This window comes from Microcoleus sp. Aus8_D2 (assembly GCF_036702665.1).
Taxonomy (GTDB): Bacteria; Cyanobacteriota; Cyanobacteriia; order Cyanobacteriales; family Microcoleaceae; genus Microcoleus.
Genome location: NZ_JAUBUN010000003.1, coordinates 75987 through 95726 on the forward strand (window position 1 = coordinate 75987; position 19740 = coordinate 95726).

A 19740-nucleotide genomic window follows, 5' to 3' on the forward strand; every position below is an offset into this window, starting at 1 on the left:
AGATTTATGAGGTGAATTGGTGATATGAAAATTGCGATCGCACAACTCAACCCGACGATTGGTGATATCTTTGGCAACTCCAACCTCATTCTGGAGGCTGCGAAAAAAGCGCAGGTTGAGGGTGCAAACCTATTGCTAACACCGGAACTTTCCCTGAGCGGTTATCCGCCGCGAGATTTGTTGATGAATCCGAGTTTCATTGCAGCCGCAGGCGCACAGTTGCAGCAACTGGCGCAAGATTTGCCGCCGGAGTTGGCAGTCATCGCCGGCACTGTCGTACCTAATCCTCATGCTGTGAAACTCGGCGGAAAATCATTGTTTAACAGCGCTGTTTTGTTGCTAAATGGCGCGGTTAAACAAGTTTTTCATAAACGCTTGTTGCCGACTTATGATGTATTTGATGAAGACCGATATTTTGAACCGGGAGATGACAGCAATTACTTGACTGTTGGCGAAGTCAAAATCGGCGTGACAATTTGTGAAGACTTGTGGAACAATGAGGAGTTTTGGGGTAAACGCAGTTACGCGGGCGATCCTATTTCCGATTTGGCAAAAGTGGGCGTGGATTTAGTGGTGAATTTGTCGGCATCGCCTTATTCTGTCGGGAAGCGGGAAGTGCGATCGGCGATGTTGCAGCACAGTGTCAGCCGCTCAGGGATACCGATTATTTACGCTAATCAGGTAGGGGGAAATGATGATATTATTTTTGATGGTAGCAGTTTTGCTGTGAATCGAAAGGGTGATTTGATTCAGGTATTGGCTTCTTTTGAAACTGATTGGGCGGTGGTGGAATATGACGAAAATAAACAAGATTTAATTGGTAGTGGCAACGGGCAAGATGCCCGTTCGACAAGTGATTTGGGATTATGTGAAGAACAAAAATTAGGTTTAATTAGCAGTGGCGGGAACGGGCAAGATGCCCGTTCCACAACAAAAACCGATTTAAGTTTTGAACCGCCATTTGGGGATGCAGAAATTTGGGCGGCTTTGGTTTTGGGAGTCCGAGATTATGTTCGCAAGTGCGGTTTTTATAAGGTTGTACTTGGCTTGAGTGGGGGGATAGATTCGGCTTTGGTGGCGGCGATCGCTAGTTGTGCGATCGGGCCGGAAAATGTGCTGGGGGTGCTGATGCCTTCTCCTTACAGTTCGGATCATTCTGTCAATGATGCTTTGGAAGTAGCCCGAAATCTGGGAATTGCGATCGAACTATTGCCGATCGGCGATTTGATGAAAACTTACGATCGCACTCTCGCCGATTTGTTTGTCAATACCACTTTCGGGATTGCTGAAGAAAATATCCAATCGCGGATTCGCGGCAATCTGTTGATGGCAATTTCTAACAAGTTCGGACATTTGCTGCTTTCCACCGGCAATAAGTCGGAAATGTCGGTGGGTTACTGCACTCTCTACGGCGATATGAATGGCGGATTGGCCGTCATTTCTGATGTGCCGAAAACTCGGGTTTATTCGCTTTGTCGGTGGCTGAATGCGGGCGGAGATGTAGGTGCGGTGCCCCCGTCCCCTGACAGCGAAATAATTCCGGTTAATATTATCAATAAAGCGCCGAGTGCTGAACTGAAACCGGGACAGGTTGACCAAGATTCTTTGCCTGCTTACGATGTTTTGGATGACATCTTGCAGCGGTTAATCGAACATCACGAATCAGTCCAAGAAATTGTCGCGGCGGGACACGATGAAGCCGTAGTTCAGCGTGTAGTAAAATTAGTCAGGCAATCGGAGTTTAAACGGCGACAAGCAGCGCCTGGTTTGAAAATTAGCGATCGAGCTTTTGGTACCGGTTGGCGGATGCCGATCGCCAAATCTTCCTCTTATTAAACGTATCATTAAACGCAAAATGGTTAACATTGGCGGTACTTTCGGCTTCGATTTTCTGCTGGGAAGTCCCAACAGCGATACGATTAGAGGATTTGCGGGTAATGATACGATTCAAGGTTTGGCGGGAAATGACCTGATTTTTGGCGATCGCGACAATGACTCGATCGCCGGAAACGAAGGCGCCGATACGCTGTTTGGCGGCCAGGGAAGCGATACAATCTATGGAGGACAAGGTGAAGATGCGATTAAGGGCGATCGGGGTAACGATTTGCTAATCGGTGGCGAAGGCAAAGATATCTTGACAGGAGGCGCGGGCGATGATTTATTTGTGATTGAAAGAACCTCCGCCGCATCTACTGTCGCCCAAGCGGATGTAATTACAGATTTTGGCAACGGCAATGATAAAATTGTCTTGACCGATGGCATTAAGTTTAGCGATTTGAACATTTCTGTTTCTAATAACCAAACTGTTATGCAAGATCAAAATTCTGGCAACTATTTAGGAGTCGTTTCGGGAAGATTTAATCTGACTGAATCCAACTTTATATCGCTGTTTGGCGGGATGGATATGGGTCAGATTTTGCCAGTTTCTGTGAATGCTGTTTTGGGCGATCGGGCGTTAGCGGAGCCCTCGCAGAGGATCGGACTAGAAGTGGCGAAAACTCCGCAACAACAAGCAATTGGCTTAATGTTTCGGACAGAATTACCGGATGACAGGGGAATGCTTTTCCCGATCGCCCCCCCGCGAAATGTGGGTTTCTGGATGAGAAACGTGCAAATCGAGCTCGATATGATTTTTTTGCGCGAAGGCATCGTGCAGGCGATAATTCCCAACGTACCGCCGTGTTTGAGCGACACCTGCCCCAGCTACGGCCCGGATTTTCCAGTTGACGGAGCGATCGAGATCAAAGGCGGTAGGGCGGCCCAGTTGGGATTGAAAATTGGCGATCGAATTCCCAATTTGCCCTAAACAAGGTATATGATTTTAAGTAAATCCACCTAATTAAACGTCAAATACAGATGCCTCCAAAATGAGCTACTATAAGCATTCTTCCTTCTTCCTTACCAGAAAGAATTGGTTGAAAGCCCAAAGCCCGATCGGGAGAAATTAAAATCAGACTATTCATTACTCCAATCCTCGGACTTCCACGTAAAGGTCGCCCTCCTTGCGTCAACTGTCAACTGTCAACTGTCAACTGAAAACAGCATTCAACATTTCTGCATCCTAATGAACCCTATTGAATTAACAATAATCCCCAATCAAACTCAAGACGGTTTAGCCTACCAACATTTGCGCTTGCGAATTACAACTCAAGACGGTATTATCACACCCGAAGATTTACAAGGTTTGAAAATTCCTCAAGACGTTCAATTTAGCCAAGGAATTGTCATTGAAGGTAGAGGAGCAATTTGGCTGTACGGGTATTTAGTGCACGAATCTCATCCTGCGGCTTGGGTTGGATGTTACGATCCGCGATTAGAAGGTGCAGTGGTAGTAGCGACGCACAAGCACGAGGTATCAGTTGGACAGGTAATAAAATTAAGTTTACCAACTTAGTAAATTAGAAAAGGTTTGTAGTGAGGACTTTAGTCCGCATCCATCCGACGACTTTAGTCCTCACTACAAACTGTAAGATGGGTTCGTAGTGAGGACATCAGTCCGCATCCATCCGACGACTTTAGTCCTCACTACAAACTGTAAGATGGGTTCGTAGTGAGGACTTCAGTCCGCATCCATCCGACGGCTGATGTCCAATGGCACTGAAATTTACTCAAGTAGCGGAGGCCCTTTCCTTGCAGGAAACTCATTGTTTTTAGCCAATAATTCTGACTTTTTCAGTGCTCTTGGAATTTAGCGATCTGATTTGAGAAAGGACTAAAGTCCTCACTACCAACCTTTTGTACAGTCTTATTCGATAAAACTTTTCAAAATACCGATGATTTTGCCAGGATTCCCCACAAAATACTCATTTATATCGAGCGAGATAGTTTGGTCTTCTAGCTGCATAAATTTCCAGAGACTGCCCGTTGTCACAACTCCGTAAACCTTCTTAATTTCATTACCTTTTTGTTGGTTAAACAACTGAGCTGCGATCGTTTCAGCCATACATTGAGCCAAACCAGATTCTATATTATCATTTTTGGCTTCGACTAAAGCAATAACGGGCGCTTCGATAATTAATTGTTCCGGCGATTTGCTAATCAGGAAATCGCAAAATCCGTTTAAACCTCTTTGGGTATCTACCGTAAAATCTTTACCAGAAAATAAGCCTATTCCATTGTCAAATTGTTTTCTGAGTTCAATCAAAATTGGCGCTACAATCATTTCAGAGCGAGATTTTTCAGAGTTAATTGCTAGAGCTAGCGGAATATTGTACTCTAGGGTTTCGGACAAAAACTGGCTGTAACTAGCATCAGGAATCTCTGCAAAAAGTCCGAATTGCTCGCAGAGAGTTATTCCAAATTCTGACTTGATTTGTTCGAGCCTAAATTGGCTGTAGGGCATTTAAAAAACCCTCCAAGAGAATTGACAGTTGACAGTTGACACTTGACAGTTGACAGTTGACAGGTAAAATAAAATGTTATCACGCGATCGCCCCAAAAACATTTAAGTTTAATTAAAATTTATCCTTTCACAGGCAAAACGATCGCAAACTCAGTCCCAACTCCAGGCTCTGCATTCACTTCGATAGTGCCGCCATGTTTTTCTACCGCAATCTGATGGACAATTGCCAACCCCAATCCAGTTCCTTTACCGACACCTTTTGTCGTGAACAAATGGTCGAATATGTGCTCTTTCACTTCTGCTTCCATCCCGGTTCCGTTATCAGCAATTTTAATTTTAATGTACCCAGATTCCAGTACATCAGTGCAAATCATGATGCGGTTGGGATTGGCAGCAATTTCGTCAAAAGTGCGTCCGAGATTTGACTCTTCTAAAGCATCGATCGCATTCGCAAGCAGGTTCATGAAAACTTGATTCAATTGACCGGGAAAACATTCGATTTTTGGGAGGCTGCCGTATTTAGCCATCACTTCGATCTGCGGGCGGTGTTCGTTGGCTTTGAGGCGGTGTTTCAAAATTAAAAGGGCGCTATCAATGCCGTCGTGAATATTAAAAGCAACTTTGTAGTCTTTGTCGCCTCGGGAGAAGGTACGCAAACTCGTGCTGATGCTGGAAATGCGATCGCACCCGACTTGCATTGAATCAATCATCTTCGGTAAATCTGCCAAGATATAATCGAGGTCTATCTCTTGGGCGTGGTCGGCAATTTCCGATTTTGGCGCACCGGAGCGATACAATTCCAAGTGTTCCATAGCATCCCCGAAACTCCTTTTAGCTTCGTTTAAATTGCCAGCAACAAACCCAATGGGATTGTTGATTTCGTGGGCGACTCCGGCGACTAAATTACCCAAAGCCGACATTTTCTCGTTTTGTACGAGCTGTAACTGTGCTTGCTGTAAATCTTTTAAAGCTTGTTCTAGGCGCTGATTTTGCTGTTGCAAAAGTTCCTCTGAGCGCTTGCGAGCGGTGGCATCAACGCCCAAACCAATAATCCCGATAGTCTCGCCTTCGGAATTTTTTAACTGCACTTTCGTGACTTCTAGATAGTGTTGTTTGCCGTCTACCAATGTGATAGTTTCGCTGGAGTAATGCGGCAAATCTTGGGCAAGGCAGGCGGCATCGGAAACCATACACCCGGCTGCATTTTCCCCCAGTATCTCTTGGTAATGATCGACAGCTAGGAAAGCGCTCAGAGGCAGGCCGATATCTTGACAAAATGTCTTGTTAAAAAACTGTACTTTTCCCTGAGGATTAACCATCCAAATCCAAATCGGAGCGACATCAAGAATCGCTTGCAGCATTTGTTTCTGCTCGGCAAGCTGAGCTTCGGTGCGGCTGAATTTTGTTAGCAATCGCTCTAATTTTTGGCTGTAATCCTGAGATTTATGATAGAGCAGAGCATTTGGCAAACTGATGGCTGCCTGGGAACACAGGAGATTGAGAAATTGCAGGCGCTCGCGGGTAAAAACTCCTGCGTTTAACCGATTTTCTAGATACAAAATGCCGACTAATTTACCTCGATGGAGCATCGGCAAACACAACACGCTCTGTGGTTTGTATTTGAGGATGTAAGAGTCGGAATCCCAATCACATTTTTCAGCTATGTCCCGCACAATCACAGGTTTCAATAAGTTTTTAACGCAGTCAACAATTTTCAGGGGCAGGATATCGCTGTTTTCATCGAGTGTTGCGGATGGTAAGCCGATCGCCCGCTGGACACCCAAATTGTCGTCGATCGCGATCGCACTAGCGATTTCCCATTGATTACCCTTGGGCAAAATCAGCACTGCTTTGTCAACTCCTGTATTTGTCACCGCCAGTTGCATCAGTTTAGCAATCAGGCGATCGAGTTCTATTTCACTAGACAGCGCTTGACAAGCTGTTAGCAGAGTTGAAAAACTTCCGAAATCTGAGACGCTCCCCGACACAGACGGATGAATAGATGGATGCAGCGATTGATTTTGGTTAGCAGGTGTTGCGAAAGTTGCTAATGAATTTGCAGCCTGTTTTGCTGGCTGCAAAATCGGTGACAACAATTGAGGATAGCATTTTTCTAAGTCATCAATTTTGGCTGGATCTCCCCAGCGGACATAGCAATCATAGGCGTCTATCATGTATAGTCTGGCAATCTTTTCTCTTCCCAATGACAGGTAAAACTTAGCAGCAAGTTCGCAGGCGAGAGCTTCTTCATTCAAATATTCGTTAGCTTTAGCTCCAGCAATAGCTCGATCGTAAAGTTCCATTGCTTCTGCTTTCTTCCCTAAAACGCGGAGCCATTCTGCCTCAACCAGCTCGAGCTTGTGCTGGTAATCGATGGGGGTATGGTGCGCGCATTCTTTGAGTTTTTTCAGACTTATCCAAACGCGCTTAATGATTTGTTTGCGCTGCGTCGGTGCGGCACCTGCATAGATTGCTAAATGTGCCAGCGCATCGTAAAAGTCGTGCATCATCGTTACTAGCATTGCAACACAATTTTCCCAATAATTTTTGCCTGCATCTCCCCTGTCGATTGGCTTCTGATTACGGCTCGAATATATGGCGAATCCGTCGCCTTGTTTTGCTAAAGTTTATCCCGCTTAATCTGGCCAGTTACTATCAATAAAAATTCCAAATTATGAGGTTTCATCTATTTTTAAATAACTGGGCTGCGTTCGAGTTCGTCGAGAATGTCTGTTCGCTTGAGGACTATTTCGAGCGATGCAATTAACTGCCGGTGATGCAACTCGATCGCATTCTGGCACTACCGGATCGCGGAAATCCTCCACAAGGACGTAACTGGGGGCGTAGAGTTTTAGACTGCGGGCCGGAATTGTGCTCGGAATATCGAGATTTTTGACCGTTGCGAGCCGGTTGCGAAACTCCAAGAGTTTGCTCCTGGCGGGTTGCTCTCGCTCGATCGCGCACGGCCCGACAGCCGATCGATCGTCAATGTAAAATTGCGCGATCGGGCGAGAGCCAGGGATCACCGCAGTCAAATCTACTACATCTACTGTTGCGTCCATATCGGCTGACCTCAAGCCAGACATTGAGTTGACAAAACTGAGTGTATCTATCTTAGGGCATAAACGGCACAATTTTCTAGCTGTCGATCGCAAATTCTACTTATTTGCTACAGAACAACATTTTATACTTGGGCGAGCGCGATTGGAGCTTATTACTTACGTATAAATTTCTGCCCTTCATATTAAAAGCGCTTAAATGAACGCAAAAGACAGTAGCAACACGGCAGTATAGTGTTATGAGAAATACAATATGTAATTAAGTGAATTTAATAGAGGTCGATCGCTCCCGAGTGAGGTATGTCTGGTAATGGGTAATGGGTAATGGGTAATGAGTAATGGGTAATGAATAATGGGCGATCAAGCTTTTGAACCGCAAGCTTTTCGGTGATTACCGATTACCTTTTTCCCGATTACCTTTTTCCCGATTACCGAAAACCCAAGCGTACCTCACCTTTCTGAGAAAGGGTATAGGTCGAGCGGCAAAATTTACGCTACCAGATGTCAAAATTGTTACCTCAAAAACTTCAAAGAGAATCTATAGAAATTATAAATAATCCGCTGTAAAATCAGCAGCACGACCGTCCCCACGTAGAAAAGTGCCGGCTGTTTCATTCTGCTGAAACGATCCCTGCACTCTAGTTCCGGGCTAATCAGCCCTCTTAGGGGTTTGAAACCGACTCAAATATTAATATGCAGTCGTCTTGAGACGAATGCGAGCTACATTCCGACAGGGGTTTTAACCCCTGTCGGAATGTAGCTTTGAGAGCAGGAAACAGCGTTATTTGAGATTAGTCGATCGCTCTTTCTGCTGCTCGTTGAGTTCTGTCAATATCTCGATTCACTTTCTAGCGAACCTTATCCGAGGCATCTTCAGCGTTGTATTTAACATTTCGCGCTGCATCTTTGACATTTTCTTGGCCTTGGGCGGTATTGTATTTCAGCGACTCAGTACCCTCTGCGACTCTTTCTTTTGCTCCCTCAGTAGCTTCTTTAACAATCTCTTTGGCTCCTTTCAAGCCTTCGCGAGTGTTTTCCTTAAGATTAGCAAAGCCTTGTTTTGTTTTGTCGCCAAACTCATCAGCTTTCCGCTGAGCGGTGCGAACATTGTCATTAAGTTTTTCGCCAATTTGGTCGAGTTTGTCCGGCGCATCGTCTGCTACTCGCCGCACGTTTTCGCCTACATTGTTGCTAGATTTGGTCTCTATCCGGTGCTGCGCTTGCTCTTTGAGAAGCTGAGCTTTTGCTTCTGCTGCTGTAGCGGTTGGGTTTCTGGGATCGTCATCGCTGTATTGATTCTGGCCGCCTTTGTATACGGAAGTTACAGCCTCTGAAGGCACTTCTTCTCTAATTTGGTCGGCCGTTTTTCCGACTATGACATCAGATCCCTTGCAGGCAGTGCTCACAAATACTAAAATGCCAGCGAGAAACACTGTTAAAATTTGTACAGCTCGAATTTTTTTCAGAAATGCAGTTAGTCTGTTCATAAAAATGCTCCTTTCTATTGTTATCTGCTTAAATGCCTGGTGGTTCAGTAGATGGCTAGCATTACAAAAATAGGCACTTAAACACTTTTTTTAATATACGAAGATAAACAGGAGCTTTTCATCTATCTCAAGTTACATTCCTCAAGTTATAGTATTTTTAAATCGGATTAAATACAGTAGGGACACGGCACTGCCGTGTCCCTACCCAGTATCTGTACTTCACTCATGCGACAATCCTCAATCTTCTACCAATTATTAAAAGTCGCAGCACCCCGGTAAGGACACGGCCATGCCCAAAGCCGTGTCAACTTAAGCTTGAAAACCTTTGTCTCTCTCGTTTGTATCCAAGTCTAGATCCCCCTCGCATCCCCCTTCTTAAGGGGAGTAGGGGTTGACTTTGAGAGCAATCCTGTCCCCCCCGAATCGTTGCGGGGCGCCGGGGGGATCTGGTCCTAATTGTCAAACAGTAGACCAGTAATACATTTGACCTGGTTGTTGACACCAATGTGCTGGGCCGTTTCCCTACTTGGCTGGGCGTTTGGTTCTCCGTGCGCGCACTGCGTTGAAATGTTTTGCGTTTTGGGAACAAAAAAAACCTTCCGGTCAGGAACCAGAAGGAAAAAGGTGTATGATCTCAAGTACAACAAGGTCTTTAATCGCAATTGTCGCCGCACATCCCGATCGCCCACATCTGTCTAATGGCTGAAAGTATCTGCACAGTTGCTAATCATTTTGAATCGCTGTTTTTAGACTCTTGCAGAATTCGCCGATCGCCTCTAAACCCTGTTCAGGAGTGCCTTGGGCCAAGCGTTTGACAAAAGCACTGCCAACAATCGCAGCGTCTGCACCCCATTCTTTCACTTGGCGAGCGTGTTCTGGTTTCGAGATACCAAAGCCGACGCCGATGGGTTTGTCGGTGATGCTGCGCATTTCTTGCAGCAACTCTTTTACTCGCGTTTCTAAGCCTTCGCGCACTCCCGTCACACCCGTCACGCTGACTAAGTAAATAAATCCTTGAGACTGGCGGGCGATCGCTTCTATGCGGCTTTTGGGACTTGTGGGAGCAACTAATAATGTTAGTTCAATCCCTAATTTGTTGGCAGGTTGGATCAGGCTGTCGGCTTCTTCTAAAGGCAAGTCTGGTACCACCAATCCCTGAACTCCGGCACTTTTGATTTGCTGCAAGAAGGTTTCGATACCTCGGTACAAAATCGGGTTGTAGTATGTGAAGAGAATGATGGGCGATCGCAAATTCGGACTAACTCTCGCTACCATTTCCAGCACCGGATCTAACCGCGTTCCCCGCTGTAGAGCCCTCGTAGCCGCAGCTTGAATCACCGGCCCGTCAGCTAGCGGGTCAGAATAGGGAACGCCAAGCTCGATCGCATCTGCACCGTTATCATCCAAAACTTGTAGCGCTTTAGCGGTTGTCTCCAAATCTGGGTCGCCAGCAGTAATAAAAGGAATCAATGCACATTGGTTGCTTTTGCGCAAGGTTTCAAAACAATTAGAAATAGTCATTAGTTATTAGTCATCAGTCATTGGGCATGGGGAATTGGGCATGGGGCATTGGGCATTGGGCATTGGGCATTGGGCATTGCTCATTGGGCATTGGGCATTGGGCATTAGTTATTAGTCATCTGTCATTAGTCATTAGTCATTGGTCATCAGTCGTCTGTCATTATATAATCTCCGAGCGATCGCAATCCAAATCGTTTCAGGTACTCTTCCGGCGAGCGAGGCGATCGCACTTCTAAAAACAAGCACCACACAATCCAGATGCTCCCGTCATTAGAAAGAGATTTTATAACTATTGACTAATGACCAATGACTATTGACTGTTGACCAATGACCAATGACTATTGACCAATGACTATTGACCCATGCCCCATGCCCTATGCCCTATGCCCCATCCCCCATCCCCCATGCCCCATGCCCATTGACTAACTATCTTTTTCCTGCTCAATTTCGGCTTGAAGTTTGGCTAATTCTTCAGGAGTGAGTTCATCGAGCTGCTTTTGCAAGACAGCATCTTTGTACTCTTTGAGTTGCTGACTGTAGGTCATACTTTGAGTAAGCGCTCGAAATAAATAAGTCACCAGCCAGCCAATCAAGCCGGCGACCAAAAATAACTGACTCCAAATCCCTGCATTCATGCTGTCGAGTCCGGCGATTTGTAGCACCAAGTAGGCCAACCCACCCGCTACAAAAAAGCCGAGACTGATTCCAATTACGTCAATACGTCGCATTTAGGCTTCTATCTGCCGCCGTTTGGGGCGAAAATTCAAAAAAGGAGCGAGGAGAAACATACCTGGGAAAAAGAAGAACATCAAGAAGTACATGAAGCCACGCTCAAAAGAGGTGGCCACGTACCAGCGACTGTTCAGGTAAGCGTAGGTGGCCGCGGGTACTACCAGGAGGTAAGTTCCGGCCAACACGGCGTAAAGCAGTAAGGTAATATACATAGATTGATTTAGGGGAAAAATAACAGGGGTAAGTGGGCTGAGACGCTCCGCTAGCTGGTTAACTATTGTACCGCTTGGGGAGATCCCGCGCGACTTTTGGGAATTTTTCGATTAGGGGTTGCGTAAATTGGGGTTTTGGTTGTAGAATAAAAGGCTGTTGCGGTTAGTGGCTCAAACCCACAGCAGCAGCTTCACGAAAGGGGGGTGTGGCGGAATGGTAGACGCTACGGACTTAAAATCCGTTGACCCGAAACGGTCGTGTGGGTTCAAGTCCCTCCACCCCCATTAAATTCCATGCTTTGTGAGCTAATAAGCTGTTGCGGCATTTAACTTTATTTTTCTGGGCGGGCTAGAAGCCCACCCCACAAGAGTTTTAAGAAAGAAGATTCTTCAAATTAGATGCGCGCCAGCTTATAGTAATTCTTGCAAGATTTGTGGGATGGGGTTTGAGCCATTAGTGTCAACTTAACATCAAACGTAGTTACAGACTGCTGTTTACCGCTGAGGCCCGAGCCCCCCTAGCCCCCCTTCTTAAGGGGGGGACAAGAATCTTCTCAAAGTCCCCCTTGCTTTCGGGGGATTTAGGGGGATCGGGTCTCGGATAAAAGCGAGATTTATCAACGGTTTTAGGCGATTGTTGACACCAATGGGTTTGAGCAGTGTCCCCGCCCCGCGTGATATTACGCAGCAACTGGCAAAGTAATCGCAAATTCAGTCCCCTGTCCTATTTGAGAATTCATCTCAATTTTGCCTTGATGCTTGGCAACGATTTGATAGGAAATAGCCAATCCCAATCCAGTACCTTTGCCGATCGACTTTGTGGTGAAAAATGGGTCAAATATCTGTTGGGCACTTGCGTCCGCAATTCCCGGCCCGTTATCCCGAATCTTGACAGTGACAGTATTGTCTGCCGTAACTTCCGTGATCATCCAAATCGTTGGCGAAAACCCTTTGTCGGACTTTTTCACCTCCTCCAGCGCATCTATTGCATTGCCGAGCACGTTCATAAATACTTGATTCAGTTGCGCTCCATAGCAATCAACCAGAGGCAAATTGCCGTATTCTTTAATAACTTGAATGCCTTGTTTAAGCCGATGATTGAGAATTACCAGGGTGCTGTCTATTCCTTCGTGAATGTCTGCCGGTTTCATTTGGCCGTCATCTAAGCGGGAAAAGTTGCGCATGGATACGACAATCTCACGAATGCGATCGGCTCCCATTTTCATCGAACAGAGGGTTTTTGGCAAATCTTCTCTGAGAAATTCCAATTCAATGTCTTCAATGCAGTCTTGAATTTCATCCGGTGGGTTTGGATAGTATTTTTGATAGAGAGTTACCAAATCTGCCAAATCTTCGATGTATCTGTTGGCATAGTCAATGTTGCCGCCGATGAAGTTGACGGGATTGTTGATTTCGTGGGCTATCCCCGCCACCATTTGACCGAGAGACGACATTTTTTCGGTTTGAATTAATTGGGATTGAGTTTGTTTGAGTTCTTGTGTATACTCGCTAACTCGCTGAATCAATTGATTGAAAGAAGCTGCTAAAACTCCGATTTCGTCTTCGGTTGTGACTGGTACTTGCAGGTTAAAATTAGATTCGCGAGCGACTTGCTGGGCGACGTTGGTGACGCTTTCGAGGGGTTGGGCGATCGCGCGGCTGGTTTTGTCCGCCAGTAAGACGGCGATCAGTGCTGAAATCACCATACTCCCCAGAATAATTCGGTTGCGCAAACCTTCAGCTTCTTCTAATGCTTCTGCCCCTTGCAGTTTTTGAACTTCTATTTCTGCAATTTGAGCGGTCAAATTGTCGGCAAGTTGATCTAATACGATCGCCTCTTCCCCACTCCTAGTCCTCAACATTTGTAACTGTGCGGAGTCGATGCGGTTTGCCGGCAAATCCCAAGCTTGGGCTTCTTTTAACTGCAATTTAATTAGCTGACCGTAGTAATCAATGACGATGGCATACCTTTGCAATGTAGATTGCAAATTTTTCTCTTCTATTGCTAGCCGGTCGGGATTTTTTATGGCAAAAAGTTGTATTTCGGAAATCAGGCTTTTCGCTTGATTGATTTTCTGGACAAACCGATCGCGTTCGTATTGCAGCCACACCGTGTTTCCCAAAACAGCAGGCAATCTCGCCGCCTGCGATCGGGCTTCAAACACGGTATTTTGCAAATTTTGCAACTGTTGCTGCTGCTGTTGGGCAACATTTACCTGAATTAAAGCTTGCTTGCGAAAGTAGTCTCCCACTTTCAGTCCCGTACCCGTGCCCAAAATCGCTATGCCGATAGCTAAAGCATAGCCGTAGCTAATTTTTTGGCCGATCCGCAAATGGTTGAATCGTTCCCTTAGCCAATTGAAATTAATAGATGAATGCTGTAACAATGTTTTTTTAGCAGAGTTCTCTTGGTCTACTTTGCTATCTTCTGGCTGAGGGTCGGTAAATAATAACATCGAAAGTTCCTCCCAAAAAAATCAGGAGTAGTTGACATCCTGCACAATTTTTTGCAATATCGATAAACAGCCTAAACCTCCATTTTTCACTTAATCATTTAACTTAGTTAAAACACATAATACTTCGTATTATACTTCTGAAAATACCCGAGCGGGAGATACGAGAGTTTTTCGGGTTTTTAACTTTTGCGGTTTTTTTCGGACACTCGGTTGCCTACAAAATGTCGAAACCGATCTTTCTATGAAGTCTGCCAGAGCGATCGCTGTTTGAGCTGCCAGCCGAGGCGATTTAGCCCACCCCCTGTTAATTATCTCTGTTCTTAGAGCAAAGTGTTTGTGATCTGTATCAACAACTTATGTGATTATACGCAAGTTTACAAAACTTATGATAACTGCAATCAGTATTTTTACTTGGTTGGGGTACAAGACCCAACTACGGATTCTCCCCGTTTTTCTTTTTTTGCGAGATCTAGGTTCAATTCGAGGAGTTTTGCTAAGATATCGTCGCTGTCAGTAAATCCGTCAGCTTGCATGACTTGGCGATCGAGCTGAGCGTGGAGTTTATAAAGTTGGCTGGTTAGTTCTTCAAAAAACTTATTGTAAAGTTGAGTAATTCCCCACTGTTTTGCTAACATTTGTTGAGTGGGGTATTGGTGCAGTTCGACAGCAGTTGCGCGAATTTCCTCTACTCATTGATTCGCTGCTCTTTTAATCCCAAATTATTTATTGGCACATTTTTTTTAGCTATGAGACAGGGATTGAAACCCCTGTCGCACAGTCGGACTGCATCAGTGACCGATCATCCAAGGTCGTCCCCCTCGGTGTTCCCGATTCCGCTGCGGTTTCGGTTCCTCAGAACGCTTAACGACTTGCGGTTCCTTATTTTCTTGACCTTTCAACCGCAGATTTCCTGTTAAAATCATCGGCGGCGAAAAGATGCGTTTAGCAGCAGTTTCGCAGGTTGGACAAAGCACAGGAGTATCTGATTCTGCAAGAGGGCGCCACTTCTCAAACAAGCCGCAAGTTTCACACCGAAAATCGTAAAGAGGCATAGCAATTTTGGATGGTAGATTTGGAATGGAAGGAGCGAAGGCGGGTAGTTCCCGCCCTACTAATTAAGACGGCAGAATATCCATCTCGAAAATTTCTGTCGGTAAAGCAAGCGTGCAGCAAGCATTGGGAATATCAACTATGCCGCTGATTCGACCCTCAACCGGAGCACAGCTTAATAGCAAATACGCTTGTTCTCCAGTAAAGCCAAACTTTTTCAAGTATTCGATCGCATTCAAGCAAGCTCGCCGATAAGCAACGTGGGCATCCAGATAATATTGCTGACCCGTAAACTCATCAACAGAAATCCCTTCAAAAACTAGGTATTCAGAATAACGCGGTTCCACAGGCCCGGGTTTGAAAATTGGGTTTACCATCGCGTATTTATCCATTCCGCCTTTGATAATATCAACGTGGAGGTCGATGTACCCCGACATTTCAATTGCCCCGCAGAAGGAAATCTCCCCATCACCTTGAGAAAAATGAATGTCTCCCATCGAAAGTTTCGCGCCTTCGACATAAACCGGGAAGTAAACTCTCGAACCCCGCGACAGGTTTTTAATATCGCAATTGCCGCCGTGTTCGCGGGGAGGAACAGTGCGCGCCGCTTCCGCAGCAACTCGATCGAATTCGGCCCCTGTCAGCGAACCCAAAACTGCATTTTTGGGATTCGGCAGTTCTGCTAAAGGTGGTACTCGGTCGGGATTTGTTGCTACTAATTCCGCTTCCCGTTTGTTCCATTTATTCAACAATTCCACAGAAGGAGCGCAGCCAATTAAACCCGGATGGGTAATCCCAGCAAACCTGACTTTTGGAATGTGTCGGGAAGCGGTATAAATTCCCTGAAAATCCCAAATTGCTTTAGCAGCAGTCGGAAAATGTTCGGTCAAGAAGCCGCCGCCGTTCTCTTTAGCAAAAATTCCCGTAAAACCCCATTCGTCCCCTTGCAAAGCCCCGATGTCGAGGAGATCGACTACTAAAATATCTCCGGGTTGCGCGCCGTTAACGTAAATTGGCCCGCTCAAAACGTGAACTACTGTTAAATCTACATCGCGAATGTCGTCGGGGCTGTCGTCATTTTTAATTTGTCCGTCTGTCCAGTCTTTGCACTCGATGCGAAATACCTCGCCGGGATTGACGGACACTACTGCTGGAATATCTGGATGCCAGCGGTTGTGACCGACTAATTCCTGTTCGGACATCGGTTTGGTCAAGTCAACTTTGAAGAGAACTTGAGGCATAGTCTGCACTCCTTTAGTAAATGATTGAGTCTGGGACGCAAACAGTGGTTTGACAGGCTACTAAGAGCGGAGTAAGCTGTTGAGGTTTAAGTGAATCCCGTCATTTTTATGTGCTACACGCATCTTGCCCGATTTGATATTTGATAAATGTAAAATATTATACGAATAAGTGCCGATCGCCAAAATATTTAAGATCGCGATTATCATTTTGTAAAAATTTGATGGAGGGCGCAGCAGCCGTGGTATGTTTTTGATAGTGGCTGTCTTTAGCAAAAATCTGTGACTGAATCTTCAACTGAACAAGCTGCAAATAAGATAAATGGTTGGCACGGCAGCCTCAATTTAGCCTACGCGAACCGCGACGGCGCAACTCAAATCATTCACAATCAAATGCAAGCACCCCTCAAGGTGCAGCGTCCGTTTTATCCTGAAGGGAAAGAGGTTTGTCACAGCGTAGTTTTGCACACGGCTGGGGGAGTTGTCGGGGGCGATCGCCTTTCGCTCAATTTCCACCTCCAACCAAACGCCAAAGCCTTAATCACCACCGCCGCCGCTGGTAAAATATATCGCAGCAGCGGACAGTTAGCACAACAAAATATTGACATTCAAGTAGATTCCGGCGGTAATTTGGAATGGCTACCGCAGGAAACAATCGTTTTTGACGGCGCAATTTATCGACAAGATTTGCGGGTAGAATTGGCACCGCAAACCAGTATTTTGCTGTGGGAAATTACGCGGTTTGGACGCAGTGCTAGGGGCGAAAAGTTCTTGTCGGGAGAATGGCGATCGCACACCGAAATCTGGCAGCAAAACAGCCCTCTGTGGATTGACAGACAATGGCTCAAAGGCGGGGGAAAAATGCTCGAAAGTCCTCACGGCTTAGCCGGAAAACCCGTAGTCGCTACCCTCGCTTGGATCGGCGAAGCCGTCACAGCCGAGATGGTGGAAAAAGTGCGAGCTTTGCGCTGCGAAGAAACAATTTATCCAGCATCTGTAGCAGTTAATTCTGCTACCGGCGTTACTCGCATTCCCAACGGTTTGCTGTGCCGATATCGCGGTTCGTCCACCGCTGCCGCCAGAGACTGGTTTGTCGCCATTTGGCAATTGCTGCGTTGGTCTTTTTCAGAGCGCCCTTGCTGTTTGCCGAGAGTTTGGATAAAATAGCATTCTCTGTGAGTTTTTTAGTTTCAGATAGTTTCTGTTTCCGCTGCAACAAATCAAATGCATTACCCGCCCCCAGCACAAGACATACAACTTCCGATTGACATTCCCTGCGACAAGATAGCCGAGTTTTACCAGAAGAAATATGCGATCGACAAACACTCTTTTTCCGGTACTCTGCTAAAGTCCAAAAATAAAAGCATAAACCACCTTGACAGAAACCGGATGTTAACACTATCGTTGGGTTATGGGATGTAATTAGCGATAAATTACGGCCGCTGATAGTTGAGAGATCACAAATAATGCGATCGCACTTACAACAATAAAAATGCAACTCACCCCCCAAGAAAAAGACAAACTGCTGATTTTCACCGCCGCCCTGCTAGCAGAGCGCCGGAAACAAAGAGGTTTAAAATTAAACTATCCAGAAGCACTAGCCTACATTTCAGCCGCCATTTTAGAAGGAGCAAGAGATGGCCTCACCGTCGCAGATTTAATGAGCTACGGGACAACTCTGCTGACGCGGGAAGATGTGATGGAAGGGATACCGGAAATGGTGCATGAAGTGCAAGTTGAGGCGACTTTTCCCGACGGAACTAAGTTGGTGACAGTGCACGATCCGATTCGTTAAAAATTTAACCGCAGAGACTCGCAGGAGACAGATATGATTCCGGGAGAAATGATTGTTTCAGACGGTGAAATTGTGCTGAATGCCGATCGCCCAACGGTGCGGTTGCTGGTCGGAAATACGGGCGATCGACCCATTCAAGTCGGTTCCCACTATCACTTTTATGAGGCGAACGAAGCCTTAGAATTTAATCGAGAACAAGCAAAAGGAATGCGGTTGGATATCCCCGCAGGTACAGCAGTTAGATTTGAACCGGGAGATGAAAGGGAAGTTCAATTAGTGCCGTTTGTTGGTAGTCGTCAAGTCTACGGCTTTAATGGAAAAGTGAACGGTCATCTGGATGCTGAAGCATGAAATCAGAAAACAGTTCGCAAGTGTTGAGTTTTGAATTTGGAACTTTTTAACTTAAAACTCATACCAGTTAAAAAAATGCAACTGTCAGCCCGCGATCCAAACCAGGATCGTGATAAGTCATCCCCAGAGAAAATCGAAAATCGAAAATCGAAAATAGTATCACTTCCAGTGCTACCCCTGGAGAGTGACAAAGCACTCTCAAAAAAAATTCTATGCATCAGTGCATAAGTGCCTTTCTTTTGTTAGTTAAATCTCAGACTTGTGAGCGAGTTAAAGTCTGCAGTTTGCGATCGATATTGGTTATTAAAACCGCAAACATACACAGCAAAAGCGCATGATGAACCCAAAATTAGTTGACCAGATCAAACAGATGTTGAAGCAGAGCTTGCTGGAAACGTCGAGACGTGTTTGGAGAACCCCGTTAGATCGGCGCACCAGCATCAAATTGTTAGATAACAGCATCGTTTACAAACAACAGCACGAACCAGTCAACATACCCGCATTAACCTCAGTAAACGGAGTGCCTTCTCGGTTTTTTACCACAGAAACAACCGTGTCTTTTGATCCAGATTATGTTTGGAAAATTTCCGTGAATAAAAAAATAGATTCTCTAACTATTTGTACGTCGGGAAACACGCTACTAAATAACAAGTTGCTTTTAGACTTGGATTTTAGGATTAGCGGTGCGGGGATTCTGGAATGGCCTTATAAACCCCACCAAATTACCTATCCGCTGGTAGTTGCTCCTTGGTCGCATTTGTGGTGCAGTTATTACGATTATGTCATTTTTGTGCTGGCTAAACTTTGTCGGATTGAGGAGGCTTTAGGTAAGGAAATTTGGCAAGAAGCTAAAATTTGTTATCCTTTGCGACATACAGATTTTGAGTTGGGATTTCTGACAAAACTCGGTATTCCTGAAAGTTCGCTAATCGACACTCGCGCTAGAGATACGGGATATCATGCAGAAAGTGTCGTGGTGGGAAACAATCAAGATTGGTATTTTCCCAGTCCTTACGATATAGAGCTTTTGCGGAACAAATTCTGTCTTAAGGAAAATGTCAAGCCTTACAGAAAACTTTATCTTTCTAGAAGCGGGCGGCGCCAGGTTAAAAATGAGGCACAAGTACGAGAGGTGTTGAAAGAGTTTGATTTTGAAATTTTGGAAGATATCTCGCGCACTGTGGATGAACAAATTCGCCTGTTTGCAGAAGCGCAGGTGGTTGTGGGCCCTCACGGCGCTGGTTTTACAAATTTGCTGTGGTGTCAGCCGGGAACGAAAGTATTGGAATGCTTTTATGGAGGGTACACGCCGCCGTTTTTCTATTACATTTCGCAGCTATTGGGATTAGAATACTCCCGTATGGTTGATGACAGTGATGATTCGGAAGATTGGAGTTTAATTGGCATGGATATGACGGTGGATGTGCAGGTTTTGAGAAGGGAAATCAAGAAAATGCTGGAATGAATTTACAAATCGCTAAAATGGGCGATCGCACA

At 45.5% G+C, this 19740-nt stretch carries 19 protein-coding genes and 1 tRNA gene; 9 read left to right on the forward strand and 11 right to left on the reverse strand.

Annotation, left to right across the window (positions count from 1 at the left end):
• Positions 1 to 24: 24 nt before the first annotated feature.
• From QUB64_RS03475 to crn3, 3 genes are all read left to right on the forward strand, one after another.
• Entirely contained in the window at positions 25 to 1836 is a 1812-nt protein-coding gene (locus tag QUB64_RS03475; protein ID WP_333267536.1) for an NAD+ synthase, read from the forward strand.
• Between the two features lie 19 nt (positions 1837 to 1855).
• Positions 1856 to 2806 carry a DUF192 domain-containing protein gene (locus QUB64_RS03480; protein WP_333267538.1) on the forward strand — a complete coding sequence of 317 codons (951 nt, stop codon included), beginning with the start codon at positions 1856 to 1858 and terminating at the stop codon, positions 2804 to 2806.
• A gap of 258 nt (positions 2807 to 3064) precedes the next feature.
• The gene (gene crn3, locus QUB64_RS03485; protein ID WP_333267540.1) at positions 3065 to 3394 is read left to right on the forward strand and encodes a CRISPR-associated ring nuclease Crn3/Csx3; all 330 of its coding nucleotides are present in this window, start codon (positions 3065 to 3067) and stop codon (positions 3392 to 3394) included.
• Positions 3395 to 3745: 351 nt separating this feature from the next.
• Here crn3 and QUB64_RS03490 read toward each other — a convergent pair whose 3' ends face one another.
• From QUB64_RS03490 to trpA, 5 genes are all read right to left on the reverse strand, one after another.
• The gene (locus QUB64_RS03490; RefSeq protein WP_333267542.1) at positions 3746 to 4342 is read right to left on the reverse strand and encodes a hypothetical protein; all 597 of its coding nucleotides are present in this window, start codon (positions 4340 to 4342) and stop codon (positions 3746 to 3748) included.
• A gap of 119 nt (positions 4343 to 4461) precedes the next feature.
• Positions 4462 to 6864 carry an ATP-binding protein gene (locus QUB64_RS03495; RefSeq protein WP_333267544.1) on the reverse strand — a complete coding sequence of 801 codons (2403 nt, stop codon included), beginning with the start codon at positions 6862 to 6864 and terminating at the stop codon, positions 4462 to 4464.
• 150 nt (positions 6865 to 7014) lie between these two features.
• Positions 7015 to 7404 (reverse strand): hypothetical protein, encoded by a 390-nt coding sequence (locus tag QUB64_RS03500; RefSeq protein WP_333267546.1) that lies wholly within the window; start codon positions 7402 to 7404, stop codon positions 7015 to 7017.
• Between the two features lie 845 nt (positions 7405 to 8249).
• Positions 8250 to 8888 (reverse strand): DUF6658 family protein, encoded by a 639-nt coding sequence (locus tag QUB64_RS03505; RefSeq protein ID WP_333267548.1) that lies wholly within the window; start codon positions 8886 to 8888, stop codon positions 8250 to 8252.
• 723 nt (positions 8889 to 9611) lie between these two features.
• Positions 9612 to 10409 (reverse strand): tryptophan synthase subunit alpha, encoded by a 798-nt coding sequence (trpA, locus tag QUB64_RS03510; protein ID WP_333267550.1) that lies wholly within the window; start codon positions 10407 to 10409, stop codon positions 9612 to 9614.
• 26 nt (positions 10410 to 10435) lie between these two features.
• Here trpA and QUB64_RS03515 point away from each other — a divergent pair, with 26 nt between their 5' ends.
• Positions 10436 to 10645 (forward strand): hypothetical protein, encoded by a 210-nt coding sequence (locus tag QUB64_RS03515; RefSeq protein ID WP_333267553.1) that lies wholly within the window; start codon positions 10436 to 10438, stop codon positions 10643 to 10645.
• A gap of 186 nt (positions 10646 to 10831) precedes the next feature.
• Here the strand turns inward: QUB64_RS03515 and QUB64_RS03520 are convergent, their stop codons facing one another.
• On the reverse strand, positions 10832 to 11137 hold the full coding sequence (locus QUB64_RS03520) for a DUF3007 family protein (RefSeq protein WP_333267554.1): 306 nt from the start codon (positions 11135 to 11137) through the stop codon (positions 10832 to 10834).
• Positions 11138 to 11353, reverse strand: coding sequence for an NAD(P)H-quinone oxidoreductase subunit L (ndhL, locus tag QUB64_RS03525; protein ID WP_015179358.1), 216 nt, complete (start codon positions 11351 to 11353; stop codon positions 11138 to 11140).
• Positions 11354 to 11553: 200 nt separating this feature from the next.
• Between ndhL and QUB64_RS03530 the strand changes: the two genes are divergently transcribed.
• Positions 11554 to 11638, forward strand: a tRNA-Leu gene (locus tag QUB64_RS03530).
• 395 nt (positions 11639 to 12033) lie between these two features.
• On the opposite strand, the gene QUB64_RS03535 is transcribed toward QUB64_RS03530, so the two are convergent.
• The 4 genes from QUB64_RS03535 to fmdA form a co-directional block, all read right to left on the reverse strand.
• Positions 12034 to 13809, reverse strand: coding sequence for a sensor histidine kinase (locus QUB64_RS03535; protein ID WP_333267556.1), 1776 nt, complete (start codon positions 13807 to 13809; stop codon positions 12034 to 12036).
• Positions 13810 to 14216: 407 nt separating this feature from the next.
• Positions 14217 to 14444, reverse strand: a complete 228-nt coding sequence (locus QUB64_RS03540) for a hypothetical protein (protein WP_333267558.1) — start codon at positions 14442 to 14444, stop codon at positions 14217 to 14219.
• A 153-nt stretch (positions 14445 to 14597) separates the two neighbouring features.
• Entirely contained in the window at positions 14598 to 14861 is a 264-nt protein-coding gene (locus QUB64_RS03545; protein ID WP_333267560.1) for an FmdB family zinc ribbon protein, read from the reverse strand.
• A gap of 63 nt (positions 14862 to 14924) precedes the next feature.
• On the reverse strand, positions 14925 to 16100 hold the full coding sequence (fmdA, locus tag QUB64_RS03550) for a formamidase (protein WP_333267562.1): 1176 nt from the start codon (positions 16098 to 16100) through the stop codon (positions 14925 to 14927).
• Positions 16101 to 16379: 279 nt separating this feature from the next.
• Between fmdA and QUB64_RS03555 the strand changes: the two genes are divergently transcribed.
• The 4 genes from QUB64_RS03555 to QUB64_RS03570 all read left to right on the forward strand — a co-directional run bounded on the left by QUB64_RS03555 (position 16380) and on the right by QUB64_RS03570 (position 19708).
• Positions 16380 to 17264: an urease accessory protein UreD gene (locus QUB64_RS03555; protein WP_333267564.1), complete on the forward strand. Its 885-nt coding sequence runs from the start codon at positions 16380 to 16382 to the stop codon at positions 17262 to 17264.
• Between the two features lie 325 nt (positions 17265 to 17589).
• Positions 17590 to 17892 (forward strand): urease subunit gamma, encoded by a 303-nt coding sequence (gene ureA / locus QUB64_RS03560; protein WP_293255018.1) that lies wholly within the window; start codon positions 17590 to 17592, stop codon positions 17890 to 17892.
• 33 nt (positions 17893 to 17925) lie between these two features.
• Positions 17926 to 18243, forward strand: a complete 318-nt coding sequence (locus QUB64_RS03565) for an urease subunit beta (RefSeq protein WP_333267567.1) — start codon at positions 17926 to 17928, stop codon at positions 18241 to 18243.
• A 334-nt stretch (positions 18244 to 18577) separates the two neighbouring features.
• Complete coding sequence (locus QUB64_RS03570) at positions 18578 to 19708, forward strand: glycosyltransferase family 61 protein (protein ID WP_333267569.1); 1131 nt, start codon at positions 18578 to 18580, stop codon at positions 19706 to 19708.
• Positions 19709 to 19740 lie beyond the last annotated feature (32 nt).